This window comes from Neoroseomonas terrae, assembly GCF_018129025.1.
Taxonomy (GTDB): Bacteria; Pseudomonadota; Alphaproteobacteria; order Acetobacterales; family Acetobacteraceae; genus Neoroseomonas; species Neoroseomonas terrae.
Genome location: NZ_JAAEDI010000007.1, coordinates 33,483 through 57,038 on the forward strand (window position 1 = coordinate 33,483; position 23,556 = coordinate 57,038).

The window sequence follows — 23,556 nt, forward strand, 5'->3', positions numbered from 1 at the left end:
CGGCACCACCGGAAGCAGCCGGCAAGGACCGGCTGCCTCCTTGTCCCGCTGCTATTGCCGTTTGGCACCATCGGTGCGCGCCCGCTCGGCGGCGCGCGCCGCTACCTGTTGCCCGATGCGCTCGCCCGCCGTCACGTCGCTCCAGTAGTGAACGCCGGCCGCGATGCGCGCCTGGCCTGCCTGGCGGGCCAGGGCCTCCAGGATTGCCGCGTCGGCCGGAAAGAACCCTGCCAGCGTCTGCGTCGCGGCGACCGAGAAGCAGGAATGCGCCGAGGGGTAGCTCGGGTGATTGGGCACCGTGAACAGCGGCCGGAACGCCGGGTCGAGCTGGTGCGGCCGGATGGTCCAGTAGGTGTATTTCGCATCCCAGCAGGCAACGCCCGCATCGTGCATCGCGGCCTGGACCAGCGCGTAGGTGCGCGCGGCCCGCGGGGCATTTCGCGCCTGCCCGGATTCGAACAGCAGCCGCCCGATATGCGCGCCCCAATAGTCGAAGTTGCGCTGCCCGCCCGCCCCGTATTCCCAGAAGAAGGCGTCGCCGCTGGTCTTCGGTGTGCGGACGAAGGCGCGAAGGTCCGTCATCTCGGCGGCCCGTTCCGCCGAGTCATGGGCGGCGGGCGGCGGTGGTCGGATTTCGCTCGGCGAGGCGAGCAGCCATGTTGTCCAGGTGGCGGCCTGCGGCGCGATCGGATTGGTGCCGCTCCATAGCCCCGGCCCTGTCGGGACGGTGCCCGTCCAGGCCTGCGCCGACCCGTCCCGTGCCGCACGCTCGAGCGCTACCGCCGCGACGCTGCGGCCGAGGGCCACGCCCGCCGCCACGTCGCTCGGGTAGGCGGCGCCCGCGAGCAGGCGCAGGCGGCTGGCTTCGGCGGCGAGTGCTTCGAACTCCCCCTGGCGGCGGGGAAAGATGGTGCCGAGGATGGCGGCCGCGACCGTACCCGCCACGGCATGCTCATCCGGATAGGAGGGCGTCGCAGCGGCGCCGTTCGCCATCGGGCCGGCGCGGTTGTGGGCATACTTGCTGTCCCAGGCGGCGATCATGCCGTCGGCCAGCGCGGTGTGCAGCACGGCGAGGTGCCGCATGGCGAAGTTGGCACGGAGATCGGCCGCCAGCAGCGCCTCGATGGCGATCTGGTTCCAGCGATACGATGGCGCGGCTGCATTCCACCACGCCATGCGCGCCAGGGCCGCAGCATCGGCGTCCATCGACATGGCCCGCAATTGCTCGGCTTCAGCGCGCGTCGCGTCGGCGCCGGGCGGCGGGGGCAGGCGGAACTGATCGCCGGAGGCCAGCACCCAGGTTCGCCAGGTGCCGACGGAACTGTCGACGGGCTGCGCTGCCGCCGGCGATGCGCCGATACCGAGAAGGATGCATGAGCCGGCCAGGACCGCCGAACGCGCTCGGCGGCGGAGAGGTTGCTTCAGCATGAGCTTCTTCCCACTTCGAGACCGCCGCACGGTGCGGGCGGGCTGAGTGGATGCTGCGCGGCGCCCCGGACCCGTCGCTATCCGCCTTTGGCCAGTGGTATCCGATTGCGGCCGGATTCCGGTTCTGCCCCCGGCACCGCCGTGGCAATCTGGCCCCCATTTGGTTCGCCGTTTGCGAGGTGCCGGATGGCCACGCGAGAACAGGACGGACACGACACGGGCCCGCTGCCGGGCACCATTCTGCGCGCCATCGCGCATATGCGCGCGGACCTGTCCCGGGCGACCAGCGGGGCTGAGCTGGCCCGGACTGCCGGCCTGCCGCAGCGCACCTTGCGGGCGCATTTCCGGCGGTTCCTTGGCACGTCGCCGCTGTCATGGCTGCAACAGGCGCGGCTGGCAGCAGTGCGGGAGGCACTGCTGGCGGCCCGGCCAGGCGACAATGTGACCGAGGCTGCGGCACGCCACGGCATCACGCATCTCGCCCGGTTCTCCGCGCAGTACCGGCGCCGCTTCGGCGAATTGCCGTCGGCGACGCTGGAGCGCGGGCGGGCGGCACGTGCCCGTGCCTGCGTGACCCTTCCCGCCGCCCCCCGGCACAGACCGCCGGTCCTGGTGCAGCCGATCGCCTGCGCGGCCGGTCGCACGCGGCATGAAGACTGCGACTTCGCCGAAAGCCTGGCCGAGCAACTGACGACGGAGATCGGCCGCATGCGTTCCGGCCCGGTGCGCCGGCTGCATGCGGGCGAGCGGCCCGATGCCGCAGCGGGCCTGTCCTGCTACGCCCTGACAGGACGGCTGGTCCGATCGGGCGAGCGGTTGCGGGTGGTGCTGCGGCTGTCCGACACGGCGGAGCGCATCCACCTGTGGGGCGACGCCTTCGATGGCACCGCCGGGCATGCCCTGGCCCTGCAGGATGACATCCTGGCCATCGCCGTGACCGCGATCCATCGACGGATCGAGGATGCGGAGACGGAGCGGGCATGGCGGCAGCCGCCGGACTGCGTCACGGCCCATGATCTCGTCATGCGCGCCGTCACGCTGATTCGCGCCGGCGACCCCGACAGCAACGAAGGCGCGCTGGACCTGGCGCTGCGGGCGGCGACGCTCGATCCGACGGATGCGGCGGCCGCGGCGCTCATCGGTGCGTGCCATGCACGGCGCGTCGGCCTCGGATTCTCCTGCGACTGGGCGGGGGACCGCGGCTCAGCGCTGCACTTCGATACCCGCGCCGCCATGCTTGATCCCTCCGAGCCGCTGTCGCTCGTTGCGCGCAGCATCATCGCATCGCAGATGAACGACCGCGCCGGTGCGGAGGCGATGACGGCCCGGGCGCTGGCGATCAGCCCTGGCCTGGCCTGGGCCTGGGAACGCAGCGGCTATGTCCATGTCCTCTCGGGCAATGCCGTGCTGGGGGTGGAACACCTCCGCCGCGCGATGGCGCTGAGCGGTCCGCGGGCGCCCGTGATGACGTGCCTCAACGGAATCGCGCAGGCACGGCTATGGGAAGGACGGCCGGAGGAGGCGGCCAGCCTCTCGCTGCAGGTCCTGGCGCTGAATCCGCGCGACACGTCGGCGCGCCGCGTGCTGCCGCCCTGCTACGCGCTGATGGGGCTGGATATGCAGGCGCGCCGTGCCATCGATCACCTTCGGGCCACGACGCCAGAGATCAATCAGCGCTGGTTTGCGAGGAGCAACCCCGCGCTCGCCTGGTCGGACGTTCGCGCGGCTTTCATGGCGCGCATGCAGGACCGGTTGGTCGGGCTGGGCATGCCGCGCTGAACCGACGGTCAGGCGAGCACGTCCCGCGCGATGCTCGTCCATTCGTCCGGGAGGCTCGTCGCCGGCGGGGCCCGTCCCGCCCTGCGGTACCAGTACGCTGCATTCGAGAGGTCGCCTTCCTTGCGGTGCAGATAGGCGTGGACCCAGGCGCTGTCGGCGTCCTCTCCGGCCTGCGCGGCCTCATGCGCGCGATTCCAGTCGCCCTTGGCATCCCACCAGAGGGCTTCGAGAGGCTTTGGCAGCGGCGTGGGCGGGGCTGGCTGCGTCACGCTGCCGCGAAACTCATCCAAGGTCATCGCACCATTTCCCTTCGATCAGCCGCAGCGGCGCAGACGCTGCGGCCCCGACAGAAAAGGGAGGGGGATTCGGGGGAGGTCTCCTCCCCCGACCTTCCTTCTCAGGCGTTCCCCGCCAGGTAGTCCATCGCCGCCTGCACGCCGCCTGCCTTGTGCGGCACGCCGGCCGTGCGCAGCCCCATCTCGACCCCGCCGAGCGTACCGATCAGCGACAGATCCCCGAAATCCCCGAGATGCCCGATGCGGAAGACGCGGTCGTTGAGCTGCCCCAGCCCGTTGCCGAGCGACATGTTGAACTTGTCGAGGATCGTCGCGCGGAGGGCGTTCGCCGAATGGCCTTCGGGCAGCCGCACGGCGGTGAGGCTGGACGAATAGTGGCGCGGCTCGGCGCATTGCGTCTCGAAGCCCCAATGGCGCACGGCGCGGCGGGTGGCTTCCGCGTGGCGGTCATGGCGGGCGAAGACGTTGTCGAGGCCTTCTTCCATCAGCATGTCGACGGCGGCGTCGAGGCCGTAGAGCAGGTTGGTGGCGGGCGTGTAGGGGAAGTAGCCCGTGGCGTTGGCCGCGAGCATCGGCTTCCAGTCCCAGAAGGAGCGCGGCAGCTTCGCGGTCTCGGACGCCTTCAGCGCCTTCTCGCTGATCGCGTTGAAGGACAGGCCGGGCGGCAGCATCAGGCCCTTCTGCGAGCCGGCGACGGTGACGTCGACGCCCCATTCGTCGTGGCGGTAGTCGATGGAACCGAGGGAGGAGATGGTGTCGACCAGCAGCAGCGCGGGGTGGCCGGCGGCGTCAATGGCGCGGCGGACCTCATCGATGCGGGAGGTGGCGCCGGTGCTCGTCTCGTTGTGCACGACGCAGACGGCCTTGATGGCGTGGGCCTTGTCCTCGCGGAGGCGAGCCTCGATCTGCGCGACGTCGGCGCCGCGGCGCCAGTCGGTCTTGACCAGGTCGGTGACGATGCCGAGGCGGCCGGACATCTCCTGCCACAGATGCGCGAACCAGCCGGTCTCGCACATCAGCACGCGATCGCCGGGGGACAGCGTGTTGGTGAGCGCGGCTTCCCAGGCGCCGGTGCCGGAGGCCGGGTAGATCACGACATGCGACTGCGTCTTGAAGACGTGGCGGACCTTTTCCAGCAACTGCTTGCCGAGCCGGCCGAAATCCGGGCCGCGATGGTCCATGGTGGGGTTGTCCATGGCGCGCAGCACGCGGTCCGGCACGTTGGTCGGGCCGGGAATCTGCAGGAAATGGCGGCCGGCGCCGGGCTTGGTCTGGACATAGGCCATGGGGCGTCTCCTTCTCTCGGCGCCTTTCATGCGCCAGGTGCGGCGGGTCGCCAAATGAGTTCGGCTTGTCCCGGCGATGAGGATTATGGATTCGGCGGGTCCGCGCGGCGGGGCTAGGGTCGCGCCGGACTGACGGAGGGGACATCATGCCGAGGGCGATCATGCTCCGCGAGCACGGCGGGCCGCAGGTGCTGCGGGCGGAGACGATCGAGGTCGGCGCCCCTGGCGCAGGCGAGTTGCTGGTCCGGCAGACCGCGATCGGGGTGAATTTCCACGATTGCTATGTTCGATCCGGGCTGTATCGCACGCTGCCCCTGCCGGGCATTCCGGGCATCGAGGGCGCGGGCGTCGTCGAGGCGGTCGGGGCCGGGGTGACGGGGTTCGCGCCGGGCGATCGCGTCGGCTACGTGACCGGGCGCTACGGCGGGTATGCCTCCCATCGCCTGCTGCCGGCGGCGGTCGCGCTGAAGCTGCCGGAAGGGATGAGCGAGGCGCTGGCGGCAAGCGTGCTGCTCAAGGGCCTCACGGTGGACATGCTGATCCGGCGCGTGCATCGCGTCGAGGCCGGGCAGACCATCTTGGTGCATGCGGCGGCGGGTGGCGTCGGGCGGCTGCTGTGCCAGTGGGCGTCCGCCCTCGGCGCGACGGTGATCGGCACGGTCGGGTCGGCCGCGAAGGCCGCCATCGCGCGGGAGGCCGGCTGCGCGCATGTGGTACTGTATCGCGACCAGGATTTCGTCGCCGAGGTGCAGCGCATCACCGGCGGGCGCGGCGTCGATGCGGCGTATGATTCGGTCGGGCGCGATACCTTCGACGGATCGCTCGACTGCCTCGCGCGCTGCGGGCATCTGGTGAATTTCGGGCAGGCGTCGGGGCCGGTGCCGGCCTTCGAGGTGCAGCGGCTGGCGGCGAAGTCGAACAGCGTGACGCGGCCGATCGTGTTCCATTACCTCGCCGAGCGCCCGGCGCTGGAAGCGATGGCGGCGTCCTTGTTCGATGCGCTGTCCTCCGGCGTGCTGCGGGCGCAGCCGGGCGCGTCGCTGCCGATGGATGACGCGGCGCGGGCGCATGAATTGCTGGAATCGCGGCAGGCCGATGCGCCACTGATCCTGCTGCCGTAGGAACGAGCTTCGATGAATGTGACCACACGCCCCACCCTTGGCGACAGCCGACTGGCCGACCGGCTGCGGCGCGAGACGCGCGCTGAGGTGCTGTTCGGCGCGGCGGATCGCGGGCGCTATGCGACCGATGCCAGCATCTACCAGATCGAGCCCTATGGCGTGATCGTGCCGCGCTCCATCGAGGACGTGCAGGCGGCGATGGCGCTGTGCCGGGAGGAAGGCATCCCGGTGCTGCCGCGCGGCGGCGGGACCAGCCAATGCGGCCAGACGGTGAACCGCGCGCTGGTGATGGATTGCACGAAGTATCTGCGTGGCGTGGTGGAGGTGGATGCGGATGCGCGCATGGCGCGGGTGCAGCCGGGGATCACGCTCGGCGCGCTGAACGATGCGCTGAAGAAGCATGGGCTGTTCTTCCCGGTCGATCCGTCCACTTGGCAGCGCTGCACCATCGGCGGCATGGCGGCGAACAATTCCTGCGGGTCGAAGTCCATCCGGTATGGCCTGATGGCGGACAACGTGACGGCGATCGACGCGCTGCTGGCGGATGGGTCGCGCTTCACCTTCGGGGATCTGCCGGACAATCTCGGTGGTGGCGTGCCGGCGCCGATGGCGGATCTGATCCAGCGGCTGCGCGCGCTCGGTGCGCGGGAGGCGGAGGAGATCGCCGCACGCTTCCCGCATCAGCTACGCCGTGTCGGCGGCTACAACATCGAGGCGCTGACGCCGGCCGCGCGGATGGAAGGGCGCGGGAACTTGGCGCGGCTGCTCGTCGGGTCGGAGGGGACGCTGGCGTTCTCCGCGGCGCTCGATCTCAGGCTGTGGCCGATCAAGCCTCGGAAGATGCTCGGCATCTGCCAGTTCCCGACGTTCCGCGCGGCGATGGCGGCGTCGCAGCACCTCGTCACGCTGAATCCCGAGGCGGTGGAACTGGTGGACCGGACGATGATCGACCTCGGCCGGTCGATCCCGATCTACCGCGCGACCATCGACAAGATGGTGAAGGGGGAACCGGACTCCCTGCTGATCGTCGAGTTCCATGGCGACGAGGATGCGCCGCTGCTGCGCGACCTGGATCGGCTCGAGGAGATGATGGGCGACCTCGGCTATCCGGATGCGGTGGTGCGCGCGACGGATGCGGGCTTCCAGGCGGCGATCGCGGAGGTGCGCGAGGCGGGCCTCAACATCATGATGTCGATGAAGGGGGACGGGAAGCCGGTGTCCTTCATCGAGGATTGCGCGGTCGGGTTGGAAGACCTGGCCGACTATACCGAGCGGCTGAACGACGTGTTCGCGAAGCACGGCACGAAGGGCACCTGGTATGCCCATGCCTCCGTGGGCTGCCTGCATGTCCGCCCCGTGCTGAACATGAAGGATGGCGAGGACGTCGCGAAGATGCGCGCGATCGCCGAGGAATGCTTCTCCCTGGTGCGCGAGTACAAGGGCAGCCATTCCGGCGAGCATGGCGACGGCATCGTGCGGTCGGAATTCAACGAGCCGATGTTCGGATCCCGCATCGCCCGCGCCTTCGAGGAGGTGAAGGACAGCTTCGACCCCAATGCGCTGCTGAATCCCGGCCGCGTGGTGCGCGCGCCGAAGATGGATGACCGCACGCTGTTCCGCTACGCGCCGGGCTACGAGGCCGATGCGGCAATCACGCCGGTGCTCGACTGGTCGGAGTATCCGGGGCCGCTCGGCGGGCTGCTGAGCGCCGTCGAGATGTGCAACAACAACGGCACATGCCGGAAGTTCGACGCCAACGTCATGTGCCCGTCCTATCGCGCGACGCGGGATGAGCAGCATCTGACGCGCGGGCGGGCGAACACGCTGCGCCTGGCGCTGACGCGACAGATCCCGGGCGCGCTGGCGTCGGATGAGGTCGCGGAGGCGGTGAAGCTCTGCGTGTCCTGCAAGGGCTGCAAGCGCGAATGCCCGACCGGCGTCGACATGGCGCGGATGAAGATCGAGGTGCTGGCGGCGCGGGCGAAGACGCACGGCGTGGCACTGCGGGAACGGATGATCGCGACGATGCCGCGCTGGGCGCGCTGGGCGTCACTGTTCCCGCCGGTGGTGAATGCGCGGAACTGGATCCCAGGTCTGGCGCGGCTGACGGAGGGCTTTACGGGCATCGCGGCGGAACGGTCCCTGCCCCGCATCGTGTGGTCGTCCTTCCACGATGACGAGCTGCGCGCGCCGGATGGGCGGGATGGCGAGGTCATCCTGCTGCCCGATGCCTTCAACCGGTATTTCGAGCCGGAGAATCTGCGCGCGGCGGTGACGGTGCTGCGTGCAGCGGGCTATGACCCGGCAATCGCGCGGCCGGCGCGGGGCAATCGGCCTCTGGATGAGGGACGGACGCTGCTCGCCGCGGGCATGGTGGAGGAAGCGCGGGCGGAGGCGCGGCGGACGCTGGAGGCGCTGTCGACGTACGCATCGCCGGTCGTCGGCATCGAGCCCTCCTCGCTGACGACGTTGCGGGACGAGTTCCTGGCGCTGCTGCCGGGGGATGAAGCGCGCGCGCTCGCGGCGCGGGCCTTCCTGCTCAGCGAGTTCCTGGAACGCGAAAAGGCGGTGCTTCCACTGAAGCCGCTGGCCGGCGAGGCGCATATCCATGGCCATTGTCACCAGAAGGCGTTCGGCGCCTTTCCGCCCGCCGTCGCGCTGCTGAAGCGCATCCCGGGCCTTGCCGTGACGCCCATCGCGTCATCCTGTTGCGGCATGGCGGGCGCCTTCGGCTACCAGTCGGAGACGATCGCTACCTCGAAGGCGATGGCCGAGCTGTCGCTGCTGCCGGCGGTGCGTGCGGCATCTCCCGCAAGCTTCATCGTGGCCGACGGTACCTCCTGTCGCCATCAGATCGCCGATCTGGCAGGGAGGGAGGCGCTGCACTCCGTCCGGCTGCTGGAAAGGGCCCTTGCGTGACGACACCGCTCGACGTTCTCGCCTTCTGGTTCTCCGACGGGCCTGACACCTATCGCGACGCATGGTTCAAACGGGACGACGCCTTCGACACCGAGATCCGGGACCGCTTCAGCGTCCTGGCGGCGTCCGCGCGGACCGATGCGCTGGCGTCCTGGCGTGACCAGGCGGCGGGCGTGCTGGCGCTCAGCCTGCTGCTCGACCAGTTTCCGCGCAATATCCATCGCGGCAGCGCCGAGGCCTTCGCGGGCGACGCGCTGATGCGCGACATTGCGCGGGATGCCGTGCTGACGCGACGGATCGACGTCGGTCTGACGCCGGTCCAACGAATGTTCCTCTACCTGCCCTTCGAGCACTCCGAGGCGATGGCGGATCAGGACCTGTCGGTCACGCTGTTCGAGGGACTTCGGGACGATCCGCGCATGGCAGCCGCCGGCGGGGCTATCGACTATGCGTGGCGGCACCGGGTGGTGATTCAGCGCTTTGGGCGGTTCCCGCATCGGAATGCCGCGCTGGGCCGAGCGAGTACGGCGGCGGAGCGAACCTGGCTCGACGCCGGCGGAGGCTTCTGACCCTGCCGGGTATGTTGCCGCGGCGCCACATATGCCGCATTCGGCGGCACAGTATGACAGCTATGCTGCGATATTTGTTGCAACGCACAAAATCCGAGCCTATCTCTCCGGCATAACAATCCTTCGGGTCACGAAGGCGTTCGGGAAGGACAGCACCCCCCAACACGGCCCCTACAGGAGGGTTCCGATGTCGCGTCTGTCCCGACGCCTGTTCGTCGCCGCGGGCCTCGCCGCCCCGGCCCTGATCACCGCCCGCAGCGTCCGCGCTTCGACCGAGGTCGATGTCGAGCTGGTCCTGGCGGTCGATGTGTCCCGCTCCGTCGACACCGAGGAGATGGAGATGCAGATGCGCGGCTATGCCGAGGCCTTCCGCGATCCGCGCCTGGCCGAAGGCATCGCCGGCGGGCCGCTCGGCGCCATCGCCGTCACGCTGTTCGTGTGGTCGGACTGGAACATCCAGCACACGCTGGTTCCCTGGATGCGGCTCGACGGCCCGGCAAGCTGCGAGGGCTTCGCCCGCGCACTCGATGGCGCGTCGCGCGAGACCTACCTCTACACCTCCATCTCCGGCGCAATGGATTATGCCGCGAAGCAGTTCGGCCAGCGCTTCGAGGGGCTGCGGCGCGTGATCGACATTTCCGGCGACGGGGTGAACAACTCCGGCCGGCCGCTCGCGCCCGCCCGGACCGAGACGCTGGAGCAGGGGGTCGTCATCAACGGGTTGGCCGTGCTCGACCGCACGCCGCAGCCGAGCGCGCTGCTCGCCGGCCTGCCGCCGGTCGATGAATACTACCGCGATGAAGTGATCGGCGGCCCCGGCGCCTTCCTGATGGTGGCGGAGGGCTACGAATCCTTTGCCGGCGCGGTGCGGCGCAAGATCATCCGGGAGATCGCCGCGGTCCCCGCGCCGGGCCCGCTGGTGGAACGGGAATTCGCCTGACGCGCCATCCGGCGCGTTTCGTCTAGTCCTGCTGCCGAAGCATGACGGGCTCTGCCACGACAGGAACCGGTTCAACGGCAGGTCGGGCAATACCCGCGACAGCATCGTCCGGCTGATCCGGGTCTAGGACGCGCCGCAGGCCCCGCTTGCGCCGCGCCGGGAAGGCGCCATACCGGCACGGATGATCCAGAGAATCACCACCGGCGATCCCGCCGGCGCGATGCTCGACGCCGCGCTGGCGCGGGCCTTCGACGCTCTGCGGGCCGGCGTCGCGGACCACCGGAGCACCTTTCGCACGCCGGTGCTCGCGACCATCGGGATGGGCGGTGCCCCGGCGCTGAGGACAGTCGTGCTGCGCGGCTTCGACCCGGCCGCCCGGTGCCTGCACATCCATACCGATCGTCGCAGCCCCAAATTCGCGCAGCTCGCCGCCGATGGACGCGCTGCCCTGCATGGCTACGATCCACAGAGCCGGTTGCAGCTTTGCCTGCATGGCCATGCGGTGCTGCATGTCGGCGATGCCGCAGCCGATGCGGCCTGGACCGCGAGCCGGGAGACCAGCCGCATGACCTATGCGGGCACGCACCCGCCCGGCACGCCGCTGCGCGCGCCGCCCGTGGCGCCGACGGATGCCGCGGCGGGCCGCGCGCAGTTTGGGCTCGTGTCCTTCACCTTCGATGCATTGGATTGGCTGATGCTGGACCCCGCAGGGAACCGCCGCGCATGCTTCGCCTGGGCGGCCGACGGCACGCTGACCGCGACCTGGATTGCACCATGAGCGAACCCGCCATCCGCGAGGCCATCCTCGCCACGACCACGGCCGCCGGGCCGGCGCGCAGCGTCTCCACCGAGGATGTCGCGCGCTCGATGGCCACGGAGAACTGGCAATCCCTGCTGACCCGCATCCGGCGTGAGGCGACGCTGCTGGCGCAGGAAGGTCGCATCGACATCCTGCGCAAGGGCAAGCCCGTCGATCCCGGCACCGACATTCGTGGCGTGATCCGCCTGCGCATCCACCCCTGACACAGCACGACGACACCGACGACCGGCCGCGCCGCGGCCGAAGGAGAATTCCGCATGCGACGGCTCGGCCCCTTCCTGCGCGACGCCTGGGCGCTCGCCCGCCCTTATTGGTCCAGCGAGGACCGATGGAAGGCGCGCGGGCTGCTCGCCGTGGTGGTCGCGCTGAATCTCTCGCTGGTGGGCATGACCGTGCTGCTCACCTACTGGCAGCGGGCCTTCTACAACGCGCTGGAAGCCAAGGACCAGGAAGCCTTCGTCGCGCTGCTGTTCACCTGGCACCGCACGGAGGATGAGGTTTTCCTGCCCTCCTTCGCCCTCGTCGCCGCGGCCTACATCCTGATCGCGGTGTATCAGCTCTATCTGCGGCAGGCGCTGCAGATCCGCTGGCGGCGCTGGCTGACCGAGGTGTACCTGGCCCAGTGGCTGGAGCAGCGCGCCTATTACCGGATGGCGCTGACCGACCCCGAGACCGACAACCCCGACCAGCGCATCGCCGAGGATGCGCGGCTGTTCGTCGACTACACGCTGACGCTCGGGCTGGGGCTGATGAACTCGGTCGTCACGCTGTTCTCCTTCATCATCGTGTTGTGGTCACTGTCGGGGCCGCTGGTGGTCCTCGGTATCGACATCCCCGGCTATATGGTCTGGGTCGCGCTGATCTATGCCGCACTCGGCACCTGGCTCGCGCATCTGATCGGCCGGCCGCTGATCGCGCTGAACTTTACCCAGCAGAAGGTCGAGGCGGATTTCCGCTACGCGCTCGTGCGCTTCCGCGAGAATGTCGAGGGCATCGCGCTGCATGGCGGCGAGGCCGATGAGAAGCGCGGCCTGACCCAGCGCTTCCGCGCGCTGATGGAGAATTGGTGGGGCATCATGACCGCCACCAAGCGGCTGACCTTCTTCACAGCAGGCTACACCCAGGTGGCGATCGTCTTCCCGATCGTCGTCGCGGCGCCGGGTTACTTCGCGGGGCGCTTCCCGCTCGGCGGGCTGATCCAGACATCGAGCGCCTTCGGCCAGGTGCAGGGGGCGCTGTCCTGGTTCGTCGACAATTATCGCGAGCTGACGGAATGGCGCGCGACGGTCGAACGGCTGACCGGATTCAGCCGCGCCGTCGCCGCGGCGCATCGCGCCGAGGGTGGCCCCACGACGGCGGCCGGCAGCACCGCGAGCCTCAGCATCCGCGACGTCACGCTCGGCCTGCCGGATGGGCGCCTGCTGATCGAGCACGGGAATGCCGAGGTGGCGCCGGGGGAATCCGTGGTGATCACCGGCGCCTCGGGCTCGGGGAAGTCGACGCTGTTCCGTGCCATCGCCGACATCTGGCCCTTCGGGTCCGGGCGGATCGAGTTGCCCACGACGGGGCGCGTGCTGTTCCTGCCGCAACGGCCCTACATTCCGCTCGGCAGCCTGAAGCGCGCCGTCTGCTACCCCGAGAACGAGGCGGACTTCAGTGACGAGGCCGTGGTCGAGGCGTTGGAGGCGGCGGAGCTCGGCCATGTCGTGCCTCGGCTCCATGAAGCCGATGCCTGGGACCGCCGGCTATCTGGTGGCGAGCAGCAGCGGCTCGCCCTCGCACGCGCGCTGCTGCTGAAGCCGGACTGGCTGTTCCTCGACGAGGCCACGGCGAGCCTGGATCCCGGCGCGGAGGAGCGGCTTTATGCGCGGCTGAAGGAGAGGCTGCCGGGGACGGCGCTGGTGTCCATCGCGCACCGGCCCGCGGTCGCGCAGTTCCATGACCGCGGCCTGCGCGTGGCGGAACGGTCGCTGCGGCCCGCCTGACTGGTCGGAGAGGGGCGAGGCCCCTCTCCGGAAGCCCCTCAGTCCACCGTGGCGCCCGATGCGCGGACGACCTCAGCCCAGCGCGCGACGTCCGCCGCCATGGTCTGGCGGAACTGTTCCGGCGTGTTGGGCGGCGCGGGCGGGGTGATCGCCTGGTTCTGCACCAGCCACTCACGGAAGTCGGGCGCGGAGATGATGCGGTTCACCTCGGTGTTCATGCGGTTCACGATCGCCGCCGGCAGGTTCGCCGGGCCGAACAGCCCGTACCAGGTCGAGGTGTCCATCGGCGGCAGGCCGCAGGCCTCCGCGACGGTGGGCACATCCGGCAAGGCCGGCAGGCGCTCGCGCGACATCACGACGATCGGCCGCACCTGGCCCTGGCGGATCGGCCCCATCGAGGCACCGGACTGGTTGAAGAACAGGTCGGTGTCGCCGGTGAGCAGCGCCGTCATCGCCCCCGGCTGGCCGCGATAGGGCACATGCAGCAGATCCAGCCGCGCGGCCGTGGCGAAGGCGGCGCCGGCCAGGTGCGTCGAGGCGCCGTTGCCGGTGGAGCCGTAGGACACGGCCTGTGGCCGCGCCCGCGCCGCCGTCAGCACATCCTGGCAGGTGCGGAGGTTGGGGCGCTTCTCGGGGCTGACGATCAGCACGTTCGGCACGTCGCCGAGCAGCACGATGGGCGTGAAGTCGCGGATCACGTCGAAAGGCAGGCGCCGGTACAGCGCGGCGTTGATCGCATGCGTTCCCGCCGTGCCGAGCAGGAAGGTGTAGCCATCGGCCGCCTGCCGCGCGACGTATTCGGAGCCGATGTTGCCGCCGGCACCGGAGCGGTTGTCCACCACCACGGGCACGCCGAGAGCGCGCGTCAGCGGCTCGGCGAGACGGCGGGCATAAATGTCTGTGCCGGCACCGTTCGGGAAGCCGCCCATGATGGTGATCGGCCGGTTCGGCCAGGGAGCGTCCTGGGCCAGAACGGGTGCCGCGGTGGCGGCGGCGAGTGCCGCGGCAAGCAGGGTGCGACGGATCATGGTCCGGTTCTCCTCAAGGGCTGAAAGCGGGGGTGGGCCGGCCGGGCACGAGTGGTAGCCTAGACGGCCATGAACCCTCCCCTTCCCGCTACCAGCCTCGCCCGGATCGCGCGCGGCGCAAAGCCCGTCCAGGGCATCCCACTCGGCATCATCATGCTGGAAACGCGCTTTCCGCGAATCCCCGGCGATATCGGCAACGGCATGACCTGGCCCTTCTCGGTGCTGTATCGCGTGGTGCCCGGCGCGACGCCCGAACGGGTGGTGCTGCAGGGCGCGCGCGGGCTTCTGCCCGACTTCATCGCCGCGGCGCAGGAACTGGTGGCGATGGGGGCGGAGGCCATCACTACCTCCTGCGGGTTCCTCTGCATCTTCCAGAAGGAGATCGCGGCAGCGGTGGGCGTGCCAGTCGCGACCTCATCCCTGCTGCAAGTGCCCTGGGTGGAAGCGCTGCTGCCGCCGGGACAGCGGGTCGGCGTCATTACTGTCAGCCCGGCCTCGCTGACGCCGGCGCACTACATTGCCGCCGGCATGGCGGCGGACACGCCGGTGATGGGCGTCGAGAACGGGCGGGAGCTGTTCCGCGTGCTGGTACGGCAGGACAAGCCTGAGCTGGATGTCGCGGCTGCCGAGCAGGACATTCTCGATGCCGGGCGCGCGCTGGTGGCGGCGCATCCCGAGGTCGGCGCGATCGTGCTGGAATGCACGAACATGCCCCCGTACGCCGCGGCGCTGCAGGCGGCGCTGGGACTGCCGGTGCATGACGTGGTGTCGCTCGCCCACTACCTGCACGCCGGGCTGCGGCCACGGCGGTACGGCTGAGGCACTGACGGCGGTCTTCGGCCCGTCCGCTGCCAGATCGGCAGCGCCGGACGGCTTGGGCGCGTGCGCGCCGGTGCGATGCACCGGGCCGAACGCGAGCGGGCTTAGCCCTGGAACAGGCTGAGCAGCGACTGCGGGGCCTGGTTGGCGATGGACAGCGATTGCGTGCCGAGTTGCTGGCGGATCTGCAATGCCTGCAGGCGCGCCGATTCCTTGGCGAGGTCAGCATCGATCAGCGCGCCGAGCCCGCCGTCCAGCGCGTCGAGCTTATCGCGGTTGTAGGCGATCTGCGCGTCGATGTAGCGGGAGTCCGAGCCGTACTGGTTCAGCGCGTTGGCGATGACGGTATTGATGTTGCCCCAGTCACCGCCTGCCGCGAGGGCGGCCTGCGCCGTTGCCGCGTCCGTCGGCGCGGCGGCGACGATCAGGGTGCCGGCACCGTCCACCGCGGTGAGCGCGTAGGTCGTGCCGGACTCGTTGCGGGTCGTGGTGATGTCGCCGCCGCCGTTGCCGGCATTCGTGTCGAGCAAGGTGCGGCCGTTGTAGGTGGCGTCGGCGATGAAGTTGGTGATCTGCGTGCGCAGCGCCTCGTACTGCGCCTCGTACTGCGCCCGCTGGTCGGTATTCAGTGTGTCGTCGGCGAGGCGCACCAGCGTCTCGCGCACCTTCAGCATCGTCTCCGAGACCTTGTTGAGGCCCGACAGCGCCGTGTCGAGAATGCCTTTGACGCCGCCGAGCTGTTCATTGGCGGCGGTGAGGCCGGCGACGTCCGCGCGCACTGACTGCGCGACGGCAAATGCCGCGCCGTCATCCTTCGCGTCGGAAACGCGATAGCCCGTCGAGACGCGCTTCTGAGTGGTGTTCAGCGCTTCATTGGTACGGTTCAGCGACTGCAGCGCGACCATGGCGCCGACATTGGTGTTCACCGAGTTCAAGCTCATCGGGATCTTCCCTTCACCAAAGACGGGATATTCCCGCCGCGCCCTGACTGTGGCGCGCAGAGGTGAACAGAAGGCTAAGGCGCGGCGGATTCTTGAGATCGCATGAAAAAGGCCCCGCGCCTTGCGGCGACGGGGCCTTCCCGCGAACGGCCGCCCTTGGCGATCGCCGCAGCTCAGTCCTTCATGTTCACGGCCTGGCGGCCGCGCTGACCGTCACGGACCTCGAGATTGACCTTCTCGCCCTGCTGCACGTCCTGCTTGCCGGCGCGCTGGAGGACCGAGGAATGCAGGAACACGTCCTGGCCGCCATCGTCCGGGGTCACGAAGCCGAAGCCACGCACCTGGTCGAACCACTTCACCGTGCCGTTGACGTCGTAGGTCGGCCCGCCTTCGTCGCGGCCACCGAAATCGCGGCGGGGCGGACGGTCGCCGAAGGCGCGCGGCGCACGATCGCCGAAGCCACCGCCACCACCGCCGAAGTCACGACGCGGCGGACGGTCGCCGAAGCCACCACCACCGAAGCCGCCGCCGCCACCGAAGTCGCGACGCGGCGGACGGTCGCCGAAGCCGCCACCACCGCCGCCGAAGTCACGGCGCGGCGGGCGATCACCGAAGCCACCGCCACCACCGAAGTCGCGGCGCGGCGGACGATCGCCGAAGCCGCCACCGCCGAAATCGCGACGCGGCGGGCGCGCACCGGCCCCGCCGCCTTCGCCGCGCTTCAGCTCGACGATGCGGGTGACGAGACGGCGGCCCTGTCGGTCCGTTCCGATCTCGCAGACCAGCTTGTCACCAGTGTCCGGCGGCTCGATCCCGGCCTCGGTCAGGGCCGAGGCGTGGAAGAAGACGTCAGTGCCGTCCGGGCCAAGGACGAAGCCGAAGCCCTTGCGGCTGTTGTACCATTTCACCTCGGCCTCGATCGGGCCGGTGCCACCCTGGTTGTCGAATTCAGACACGTTCCTGCAGGTCCACAACATCAGGCACCCCTGCGGGATGCAGAGGCGCTACGAATCAGGATGGCACCGACTCAGGCCGAAAGCGAGTGAAATCCGAACCGGCACGTTACGCGAATCGGCGGGGATCGAAGGCTTCGATCGGAATCTCGGCGGGCCGGCCGGCAAGCAGATCCGCCACGATCCGCCCTGTCCGCGCGCCGGCCACCAGCCCCGTATGGCCATGGCCGAAGGCATGGATCACGTCCGGCGTCGCGCTGGACAGGCCAAGGCAGGGCATGCCGTCCGGCATCGACGGCCGATGACCCATCCAGACCTTCACCCGTTCAGTCGGCAGGTCGCGGGGCAGCCCGGGGAAGCAACTGACGAGGTGGTTGCGGAGGATCTCGGCGCGCTTCCAGTTCGGCGCGGCGGCAAGGCCGGCGATCTCGACCTGCCCCGCGCAGCGCAGGCCGTTCGCCGTGCGCATCACCGACATCTTGCCATCCGACGGCATCAGCCCGTGGCGCGGCGAGACTTCCGGGTCGACGATCTCGGCGTGGTAGCCGCGCTCGGTCTCCAGCGGGACGCGGTTGCCCGCCGCCGCGGCAAGCGGCTTCGCATGGGCGCCGGCGGCGATGACCGCCGCATCGGCCGGGATGTCGCCCTGGTCGGTACGCACGGCGCGCAGCCGGCCGCCGGCGATGTCGAAGCCTGTGGCGGCCGCGCGTCGCAGTTCCGCCCCCTGGCCCACGGCATGGGCGACGAGGGCCGCCGTGTAGGCGCCCGGATCGGTGCAGTGACCGCCTTCCTCGACCAGCACGCCGAAGGTGTAGCGGCGGTCGAGGTCGGGTTCGCGCTGGCGCAGCATGTCGGCGTCGAGCTCGATCCAGCGCACGCCGACGCGGTGGCGGATCTCCCAGGCCATGGCCTCGGCCGCAAAGGCTGTGCGGTCGGGGTAGATGTAGATCAGGCCGCGGCGCTCGATGAGGTGGCTGACGCCCGCTTCCTCCGCCAGGCGGTGATGCAGCGCCGGTGCATCGACCACCAGCGGACGCAGCGCACGGGCGGCGCGCTCCACCCGGTCCCAGGTCCAGCCGGCGCGCAGGTAGCGGAGCAGCCAGGGGGCGACGGCGGGGAAGTAGGACCAGCGGATGGCCAGCGGGCCGAGCGGATCCATCAGGAACTTCGGCACCTTCTTCCACAGGCCAGGGAAGGCCGGGGGGATCACCGACATCGGGCTCAGCCAGCAGCCGTTGCCGTACGAAGCAGCCTGCTCGCCGCCCGGATCGGCCGGGTCGATGATGGTTACGCGGTGGCCGCGGCGGATCGCCTCGACGGCCGAACAGGCGCCGACGATGCCGGCTCCGATGATCGCAACGTGTCGTGTCATGCCGCCCGTGTCTTGCCGATGCTCGTCGACGGGCCGGACTGCACCGGTTTGCCCGCCAGGTAGTCGTCCAGGAAGAACAGCCGGTCCTGGCCCCAGATCCAAAGATCGCCACAGAAGAAGGTCGGCGCGCCGAACACGCCGCGCTTCAGCGCGTCTTGGCTGTTGCGGTCCCACTCGGCATCGACCGAGGAACTGGACTCCTCGCGCAGGAGGGCTTCGCCGGGCAGGCCTTCCTCCTCGGCGATGGCGACGCGGCTGCGCGGGTCGGCGATGTCGCGGTCCTCCACCCAAAGGGCGCGCAGGATGGCGTGGGACAGGCCCATCGCATCGAGCCCGCGTGCCTGCGCGGCCATCACCATGCGCCCGGCATTCGTCTGGTCGGTCGGCGGGTAGTGCCTCGGCTTGAGCTTCAGCGGGATGCCGAGATGGCGGGACCAGCGGTCGAGTTCCAGCGCGTGGTAGTCCTGCCGCGGCTCGGGCCTGGTGCGCAGCGGGATGCCGCCTGTCTGCTTGACGACCAGGCGGAAATCATAGGGGCGCAGCGTCAGCGTCGCGCCGTGCCGCTTCAGGATCTGCGTCAGCTGCGGCCCAGCGAGGTACATCCAGGGGCTGGAGAGTGTGTAGAAGCACTCGACGGTCTGGCCCATGACGGTCACCCCTTCTGTGTGCGGCCGGGATCGCTGCCGGCAAGCAGCGAGACATGCGCCGAGACGACGCGCCAGCCATGGTCGGGCAAGCGCGCCATGATCTTGGTCTCGCGCCCGACCAGCCCGGTGTCTGTCCGCTCGTACTCCAGATGCGTGCAGGCGACGTCCCGGCCGAAGCTGGTGATGTGGACCTTGCGCACGGCGCGCGGCGCATAGGACTTCACCGTCGCACGGAAGGCGCGGATGGCGTCGATGCCATACAGGATCTCGGTGACGCCGAACCGCACCGTGCGCGGGTCCGGCCAGAAGGAGGCGTCGAGCACATCCGTGTCGTTGGCGGCGATCGCGGCTTCATAGCGGTCGAAGACCGCGCGGGCCTCGGCGATCACCTCCGGATTGTCGATCTCCATATGCGTGGCTCCCCCAGGCTGCCGACAACCATGCCGTGCGGCGGAGGGATTGACGAGAGGCACGGGCCGGCCGCCGAAGATGCACCCTGCGGAGCGCGGTCGCGGGGCGGTATGCGTGATGCTGTCTCGTCCGTCTTATTTTCGGCTCAAAGCTGCCATAATGGCATAGCTAATCGCTTTACTCACCCCTTGCCATGCATAAAATTCCTGATAATCGATTAATTGAGATGATAATCGCGTCTTGACGCGCATCATCCTTTTCCAACCGGCCTGCTCCGGCCGCCCAAAGCAGGGATAATGCCAGTGACGAATCCCCCTACCGCCGGCCGTCGTACGATGCGCGCCATTCCCGCCTTCGCCGCGCTGCTCGTCCTCGCGGGGTGCGGGACGTATCACCAGCGCGCGGACAGCACGGCGCTGAATGGCGAGGCGACGCCGGCCGCCTGGACCGGCTCCATCACCATCGCTTCCTCCCCCGCCGGCGCCGCCTGCACGGTGACGCGCGATGGCGCGCAGGTCGCGCAGATCACCGCACCGGCGCCGGTCACGCTTGCGCGCGGCAACACGCCCGCCGAGGTTCGCTGCACGGCGCCGGGCCATCTCGCCACGACCACGGCGCTTCGCCCGCTCCGCGACTTCGCCGTGAAGCTTAACCAAGCGACCGGACCGGTGGGTGCGCAGCTGCACGCCGAGGACGTTCGTACCGGCCGCGTTCGCCGCTTCTTCGACGTGACGGTTACGCTGCCGCCCGCGACCTTCGCGACCGCCGCCGAACGCGACACTTGGTTTGCCGCGCGTGCCGAGGCGATCCGCGCCGCCTGGGCGGTGCAGATCGGCCGTGCCGAGCGGTCCCAGGATGCGATGATCGACAGCGCGGCGACGCTGCGCGGCTACATGGACGCCGACCTCGCAACGCTGGAGCAGCAGAAGGCTGCCACGACGATCGCCCGCCCGGCGCGTCGCCGCTAAAACCCGTCCGGAGAGGGGCCGAGGCCCCTCTCCTTTCGCCTCAGCCGGCGGCGGCTACGGCGCGCTTCGCCATGACGGTGACGAGGTGCGCGCGATATTCCGCGCTGCCGTGAATGTCGCCGTTCAGGTCCGTGGCGTCCTGCTTGATGCCCCCGACCGCTTCCGCCGACCAGTTGGCGCCGAGCGCCGCTTCCATCTCGCCTTGCCGGAACACGCAGGGGGCCGCGCCATTCACCGCGACGCGCACCTCGCCGCCGGTCTTCGCCACGAAGACCCCCGCCATGACGTAGCGCGACGCCGGATTGCGCATCTTCGCGTAGCCCGCCTTCTCCGGCACCGGGAAGGAGATGGCGATGACGAGTTCATCCGGTTCCAGCGCCGTGGTGAACATGCCCTGGAAGAACTCGTCGGCCGTGATGCGGCGCTTCGAGGTGATGACCGTGGCGTTCAGCGCAACGACCGCCGCCGGATAGTCCGCCGCCGGGTCGTTGTTCGAGATGGAGCCGCCCATCGTGCCCCGGTTGCGCACCTGGGTGTCCCCGATATGCGCGGCCATGTCGGCCAGCGCCGGGATCGCAGCCTTCACCTCGGCACTGCCGGCGACGTCGTCATGGCGGCTCAGCGCGCCGATGACGATGGCGTTGCCCTCGCGCCTGATGCCCTTCATCTCCGCGATGCCGGAAAGGTCCACCACGGCGGTCGGACGGTTCAGCCGGTGCTTCAGCGCCGGGATCAGCGTCTGGCCGCCCGAGATCGCCTTGGCGTCCGGATCGGCCAGCAGCTTCACGGCATCGGCGACGGAAGCGGGCTTGTGATACTGGAAATCATACATCGTCGAAGGTCCCCTACTCCGCCGCCATGGCGCGGCCGCCATTGATGATGCCCCAGATCTTGGCCGGGGTCGCCGGCATGTCCAGGGTCCGAACCTTGAAGTCGCGCAGCGCATCGACCACCGCGTTGATGACGGCGGGCGGCGAGCCGATCGCCCCGACCTCCCCGCAGCCCTTCACACCGAGCGGATTGTGCGTGCAGAGCGTGGTGTGCGTCGCGACGGATACCGGCGCGAGGTCGTCCGCGCGCGGCATGGTGTAGTCCATCATCGATCCCGACAGCAGCTGGCCATCGGCGTCATAGACGCAGGTCTCAAGCAGTGCCTGACCGATGCCCTGGGCGATGCCGCCCTGGACCTGCCCTTCCACGATCATCGGGTTGATGACGCGGCCGACATCGTCGACGGCCGTGAAGTTCACCATGCTGACCTTGCCCGTCTCCGGATCGATCTCGACCTCGGCGATGTGGCATCCGCCGGGATAGGTGAAGTTCTTGGGGTCGTAGAAGGCGGTCTCTTCCAGGCCGGGCTCGATCTCGTCGATCGGGTAGTTGTGCGGGACGTAGGCGGCGACCGAGATATCCACCAGCGCCTTGGTCTTGTCGGTGCCGGCGACGCGGAAGGTGCCGCGTTCGAACTCGATGTCGTCGACGCTCGCTTCCATCAGATGGGCGGCGATGCGCTTGCCCTTGGCGATGACCTTGTCCATCGCCTTCATCATGGCCGAACCGCCGACAGCCAGCGACCGCGAGCCATAGGTGCCCATGCCGAAGGGCACCTTGGCCGTGTCGCCATGGACGATGTCCACCTGCGCGACCGGGACGCCGAGCTTGTCGGCGACGAGCTGCGCGAAGGTCGTCTCATGCCCCTGCCCGTGGCTGTGCGCGCCGGTGAGTACCGTCACGCTTCCGGTCGGGTGCACGCGGATGGTGCCGACCTCATAGAGCCCGGCGCGCGCGCCGAGCGAGCCGACCACCGCGGACGGTGCGATGCCGCAGGCTTCGAGATAGGTGGAGCAGCCGATGCCGCGCAGCTTGCCGCGCTTCGCGGCCTCGGCGCGCCGTGATTCGAAGCCGGCCCAATCGGCGGCGGCCAGCGCCTGGTCCAGCGTCGCCTGGTAGTTGCCGGAATCGTACTGGAGCGCGACCGGCGTCTGGTAGGGGAACTGGTCGGGCTGAATGAAGTTCCGCCGGCGCAGCTCGACACGGTCGATGCCCGATTCCAGCGCGGCGACATCCATCAGCCGCTCCAGCAGGAAGGTCGCCTCCGGGCGACCGGCGCCGCGATACGCATCCACCGGCACGGTGTTGGTGAAGACGGCCTTCACCTCGGCATAGATGACCGGCGTGATGTAGGTGCCGGCCAGCAGCGTCGCGTAGAGGTAGGTCGGCACGCAGGGCGCGAAGGTCGAGAGATATGCGCCCATATTGGCGTAGGTGTGCACCTTCAGGCCGAGGATGGTGCCGTTTGCGTCGAGCGCGAGGTCGGCCTTCGACACATGGTCCCGCCCATGCGCGTCCGACATGAAGGATTCGGTACGGTCCGCCGTCCACTTCACCGGCCGGCCGAGCTTGCCGGCCGACCACGTGACGATCGCTTCCTCGGCGTAGTGGTAGATCTTCGAGCCGAAGCCGCCGCCGACATCGGGTGCCACGACGCGGAGCTTCGATTCCGGGATGTGCAGGACGTTCGCACCCATCAGCAGCCGGATGACATGCGGGTTCTGGCTGGTGGTGTGCAGCGTGTAGTCGCCGGTCGTCGGGTCGTACTCGCCGAGTGCCGCACGCGGTTCCATCGCATTTGGGATCAGGCGGTTGTTCACCAGATCCAGCGAGACGATCTTGTGCGCCTTGGCGAAGGCGGCATCGAGCACCGTCTTGTCGCCGATGTGCCAGTCATAGCAGAGGTTGCCGGCGACGCCGCCATGGACTTCCGGTGCGCCGGGCTTCAGCGCGGCTTCCAAGGTCGCGGCCGCGGGCAGCACGTCGTAATCCACGACGATCGCCTCGGCGGCATCGCGCGCCTGGTCGCGAGTGGCAGCGATGGCGACGGCGACCGGGTCCCCGACGTGGCGCACCTTGTCATGCGCGATGACGGCATGCGGTGGCTCGGCCATCGGCGAGCCGTCCTTGTTGTGGATCTGCCAGCCGCAGGGCAACCCGCCGAGATTGTCCTTCGCCATGTCGGCGCCGGTGAACACGGTGACCACGCCGGGCATCCCCGTGGTCGCTGCGACATCCACGGACCGGATGCGCGCATGGGCGTGCGGGCTGCGCAGGATCCAGGCGTGAAGCTGGCCCTGCCGGTTGAAATCCGCGGTGTAGGCGCCGCGGCCGCGAAGGAAGCGGAAATCCTCCTTCCGCCGCACGCTGGCGCCGATGCCCTCGAACGGAACCACGTCGTTCATGTCCGATCCCCTCCCCGGGGTTCCTGATCGGCCCGGGG

General features: G+C 69.5%; 22 protein-coding genes. 11 read left to right on the forward strand and 11 right to left on the reverse strand.

From position 1 onward, the window contains the following. Window positions 1-51 precede the first annotated feature (51 nt). Window positions 52-1,428, reverse strand: coding sequence for a phosphatase PAP2 family protein (locus tag GXW78_RS07855; protein WP_211867625.1), 1,377 nt, complete (start codon window positions 1,426-1,428; stop codon window positions 52-54). Window positions 1,429-1,614: 186 nt separating this feature from the next. On the opposite strand from GXW78_RS07855, the gene GXW78_RS07860 reads away from it, so the two are divergent. After that, window positions 1,615-3,207 (forward strand): helix-turn-helix domain-containing protein, encoded by a 1,593-nt coding sequence (locus GXW78_RS07860; RefSeq protein WP_211867626.1) that lies wholly within the window; start codon window positions 1,615-1,617, stop codon window positions 3,205-3,207. 8 nt (window positions 3,208-3,215) lie between these two features. Here GXW78_RS07860 and GXW78_RS07865 read toward each other — a convergent pair whose 3' ends face one another. Continuing rightward, the gene (locus GXW78_RS07865) at window positions 3,216-3,503 is read right to left on the reverse strand and encodes a hypothetical protein (RefSeq protein WP_211867627.1); all 288 of its coding nucleotides are present in this window, start codon (window positions 3,501-3,503) and stop codon (window positions 3,216-3,218) included. A 101-nt stretch (window positions 3,504-3,604) separates the two neighbouring features. Further along, window positions 3,605-4,789 (reverse strand): pyridoxal-phosphate-dependent aminotransferase family protein, encoded by a 1,185-nt coding sequence (locus tag GXW78_RS07870; protein WP_211867628.1) that lies wholly within the window; start codon window positions 4,787-4,789, stop codon window positions 3,605-3,607. A 146-nt stretch (window positions 4,790-4,935) separates the two neighbouring features. Here GXW78_RS07870 and GXW78_RS07875 point away from each other — a divergent pair, with 146 nt between their 5' ends. The 7 genes from GXW78_RS07875 (at window position 4,936) to GXW78_RS07905 (ending at window position 13,143) form a co-directional block, all read left to right on the forward strand. After that, a complete protein-coding gene (locus tag GXW78_RS07875; protein ID WP_211867629.1) occupies window positions 4,936-5,910 on the forward strand; it encodes a quinone oxidoreductase family protein in 975 nt (324 codons plus the stop codon). Window positions 5,911-5,922: 12 nt separating this feature from the next. After that, entirely contained in the window at window positions 5,923-8,829 is a 2,907-nt protein-coding gene (locus tag GXW78_RS07880; RefSeq protein WP_211867631.1) for an FAD-binding and (Fe-S)-binding domain-containing protein, read from the forward strand. Next, complete coding sequence (locus GXW78_RS07885; protein ID WP_211867633.1) at window positions 8,826-9,398, forward strand: DUF924 family protein; 573 nt, start codon at window positions 8,826-8,828, stop codon at window positions 9,396-9,398. The genes GXW78_RS07880 and GXW78_RS07885 overlap by 4 nt, the downstream gene beginning before the upstream one ends. A 187-nt stretch (window positions 9,399-9,585) precedes the next feature. Next, window positions 9,586-10,338, forward strand: coding sequence for a DUF1194 domain-containing protein (locus tag GXW78_RS07890; RefSeq protein ID WP_211867635.1), 753 nt, complete (start codon window positions 9,586-9,588; stop codon window positions 10,336-10,338). Window positions 10,339-10,519: 181 nt separating this feature from the next. Next, window positions 10,520-11,116: a pyridoxamine 5'-phosphate oxidase family protein gene (locus GXW78_RS07895; RefSeq protein ID WP_211867637.1), complete on the forward strand. Its 597-nt coding sequence runs from the start codon at window positions 10,520-10,522 to the stop codon at window positions 11,114-11,116. After that, complete coding sequence (locus tag GXW78_RS07900; protein WP_211867639.1) at window positions 11,113-11,361, forward strand: DUF3253 domain-containing protein; 249 nt, start codon at window positions 11,113-11,115, stop codon at window positions 11,359-11,361. Before GXW78_RS07895 ends, GXW78_RS07900 begins: the two co-directional genes overlap by 4 nt. A gap of 54 nt (window positions 11,362-11,415) precedes the next feature. Continuing rightward, window positions 11,416-13,143 (forward strand): ABC transporter ATP-binding protein/permease, encoded by a 1,728-nt coding sequence (locus GXW78_RS07905; protein WP_211867641.1) that lies wholly within the window; start codon window positions 11,416-11,418, stop codon window positions 13,141-13,143. Between the two features lie 38 nt (window positions 13,144-13,181). Here GXW78_RS07905 and GXW78_RS07910 read toward each other — a convergent pair whose 3' ends face one another. Beyond that, window positions 13,182-14,171, reverse strand: coding sequence for a Bug family tripartite tricarboxylate transporter substrate binding protein (locus GXW78_RS07910; RefSeq protein WP_211867643.1), 990 nt, complete (start codon window positions 14,169-14,171; stop codon window positions 13,182-13,184). A gap of 69 nt (window positions 14,172-14,240) precedes the next feature. Between GXW78_RS07910 and GXW78_RS07915 the strand changes: the two genes are divergently transcribed. Continuing rightward, complete coding sequence (locus tag GXW78_RS07915) at window positions 14,241-14,990, forward strand: aspartate/glutamate racemase family protein (RefSeq protein ID WP_211867646.1); 750 nt, start codon at window positions 14,241-14,243, stop codon at window positions 14,988-14,990. 104 nt (window positions 14,991-15,094) lie between these two features. Here the strand turns inward: GXW78_RS07915 and GXW78_RS07920 are convergent, their stop codons facing one another. After that, window positions 15,095-15,895 (reverse strand): flagellin, encoded by an 801-nt coding sequence (locus GXW78_RS07920; protein ID WP_246521965.1) that lies wholly within the window; start codon window positions 15,893-15,895, stop codon window positions 15,095-15,097. Here GXW78_RS07920 and GXW78_RS07925 point away from each other — a divergent pair. Beyond that, entirely contained in the window at window positions 15,894-16,037 is a 144-nt protein-coding gene (locus tag GXW78_RS07925; RefSeq protein ID WP_211867927.1) for a hypothetical protein, read from the forward strand. The genes GXW78_RS07920 and GXW78_RS07925 overlap by 2 nt on opposite strands. Before the next feature lie 67 nt (window positions 16,038-16,104). On the opposite strand, the gene GXW78_RS07930 is transcribed toward GXW78_RS07925, so the two are convergent. From GXW78_RS07930 to GXW78_RS07945, 4 genes are all read right to left on the reverse strand, one after another. Beyond that, entirely contained in the window at window positions 16,105-16,887 is a 783-nt protein-coding gene (locus GXW78_RS07930) for a cold-shock protein (protein ID WP_211867650.1), read from the reverse strand. A gap of 106 nt (window positions 16,888-16,993) precedes the next feature. Beyond that, window positions 16,994-18,256 carry an NAD(P)/FAD-dependent oxidoreductase gene (locus GXW78_RS07935; protein WP_211867652.1) on the reverse strand — a complete coding sequence of 421 codons (1,263 nt, stop codon included), beginning with the start codon at window positions 18,254-18,256 and terminating at the stop codon, window positions 16,994-16,996. After that, window positions 18,253-18,903 carry a 2-hydroxychromene-2-carboxylate isomerase gene (locus GXW78_RS07940; RefSeq protein WP_211867654.1) on the reverse strand — a complete coding sequence of 217 codons (651 nt, stop codon included), beginning with the start codon at window positions 18,901-18,903 and terminating at the stop codon, window positions 18,253-18,255. The genes GXW78_RS07935 and GXW78_RS07940 overlap by 4 nt, the downstream gene beginning before the upstream one ends. A 5-nt stretch (window positions 18,904-18,908) precedes the next feature. Next, the gene (locus GXW78_RS07945) at window positions 18,909-19,313 is read right to left on the reverse strand and encodes an AtzH-like domain-containing protein (RefSeq protein ID WP_211867656.1); all 405 of its coding nucleotides are present in this window, start codon (window positions 19,311-19,313) and stop codon (window positions 18,909-18,911) included. A gap of 303 nt (window positions 19,314-19,616) precedes the next feature. On the opposite strand from GXW78_RS07945, the gene GXW78_RS07950 reads away from it, so the two are divergent. Then, a complete protein-coding gene (locus GXW78_RS07950) occupies window positions 19,617-20,282 on the forward strand; it encodes a hypothetical protein (RefSeq protein ID WP_211867658.1) in 666 nt (221 codons plus the stop codon). Window positions 20,283-20,322: 40 nt separating this feature from the next. Here the strand turns inward: GXW78_RS07950 and GXW78_RS07955 are convergent, their stop codons facing one another. Together GXW78_RS07955 and GXW78_RS07960 are read right to left on the reverse strand one after the other, a co-directional pair. Beyond that, complete coding sequence (locus GXW78_RS07955; RefSeq protein ID WP_211867659.1) at window positions 20,323-21,114, reverse strand: FAD binding domain-containing protein; 792 nt, start codon at window positions 21,112-21,114, stop codon at window positions 20,323-20,325. A gap of 13 nt (window positions 21,115-21,127) precedes the next feature. Next, entirely contained in the window at window positions 21,128-23,518 is a 2,391-nt protein-coding gene (locus GXW78_RS07960) for a xanthine dehydrogenase family protein molybdopterin-binding subunit (RefSeq protein ID WP_211867660.1), read from the reverse strand. Window positions 23,519-23,556 lie beyond the last annotated feature (38 nt).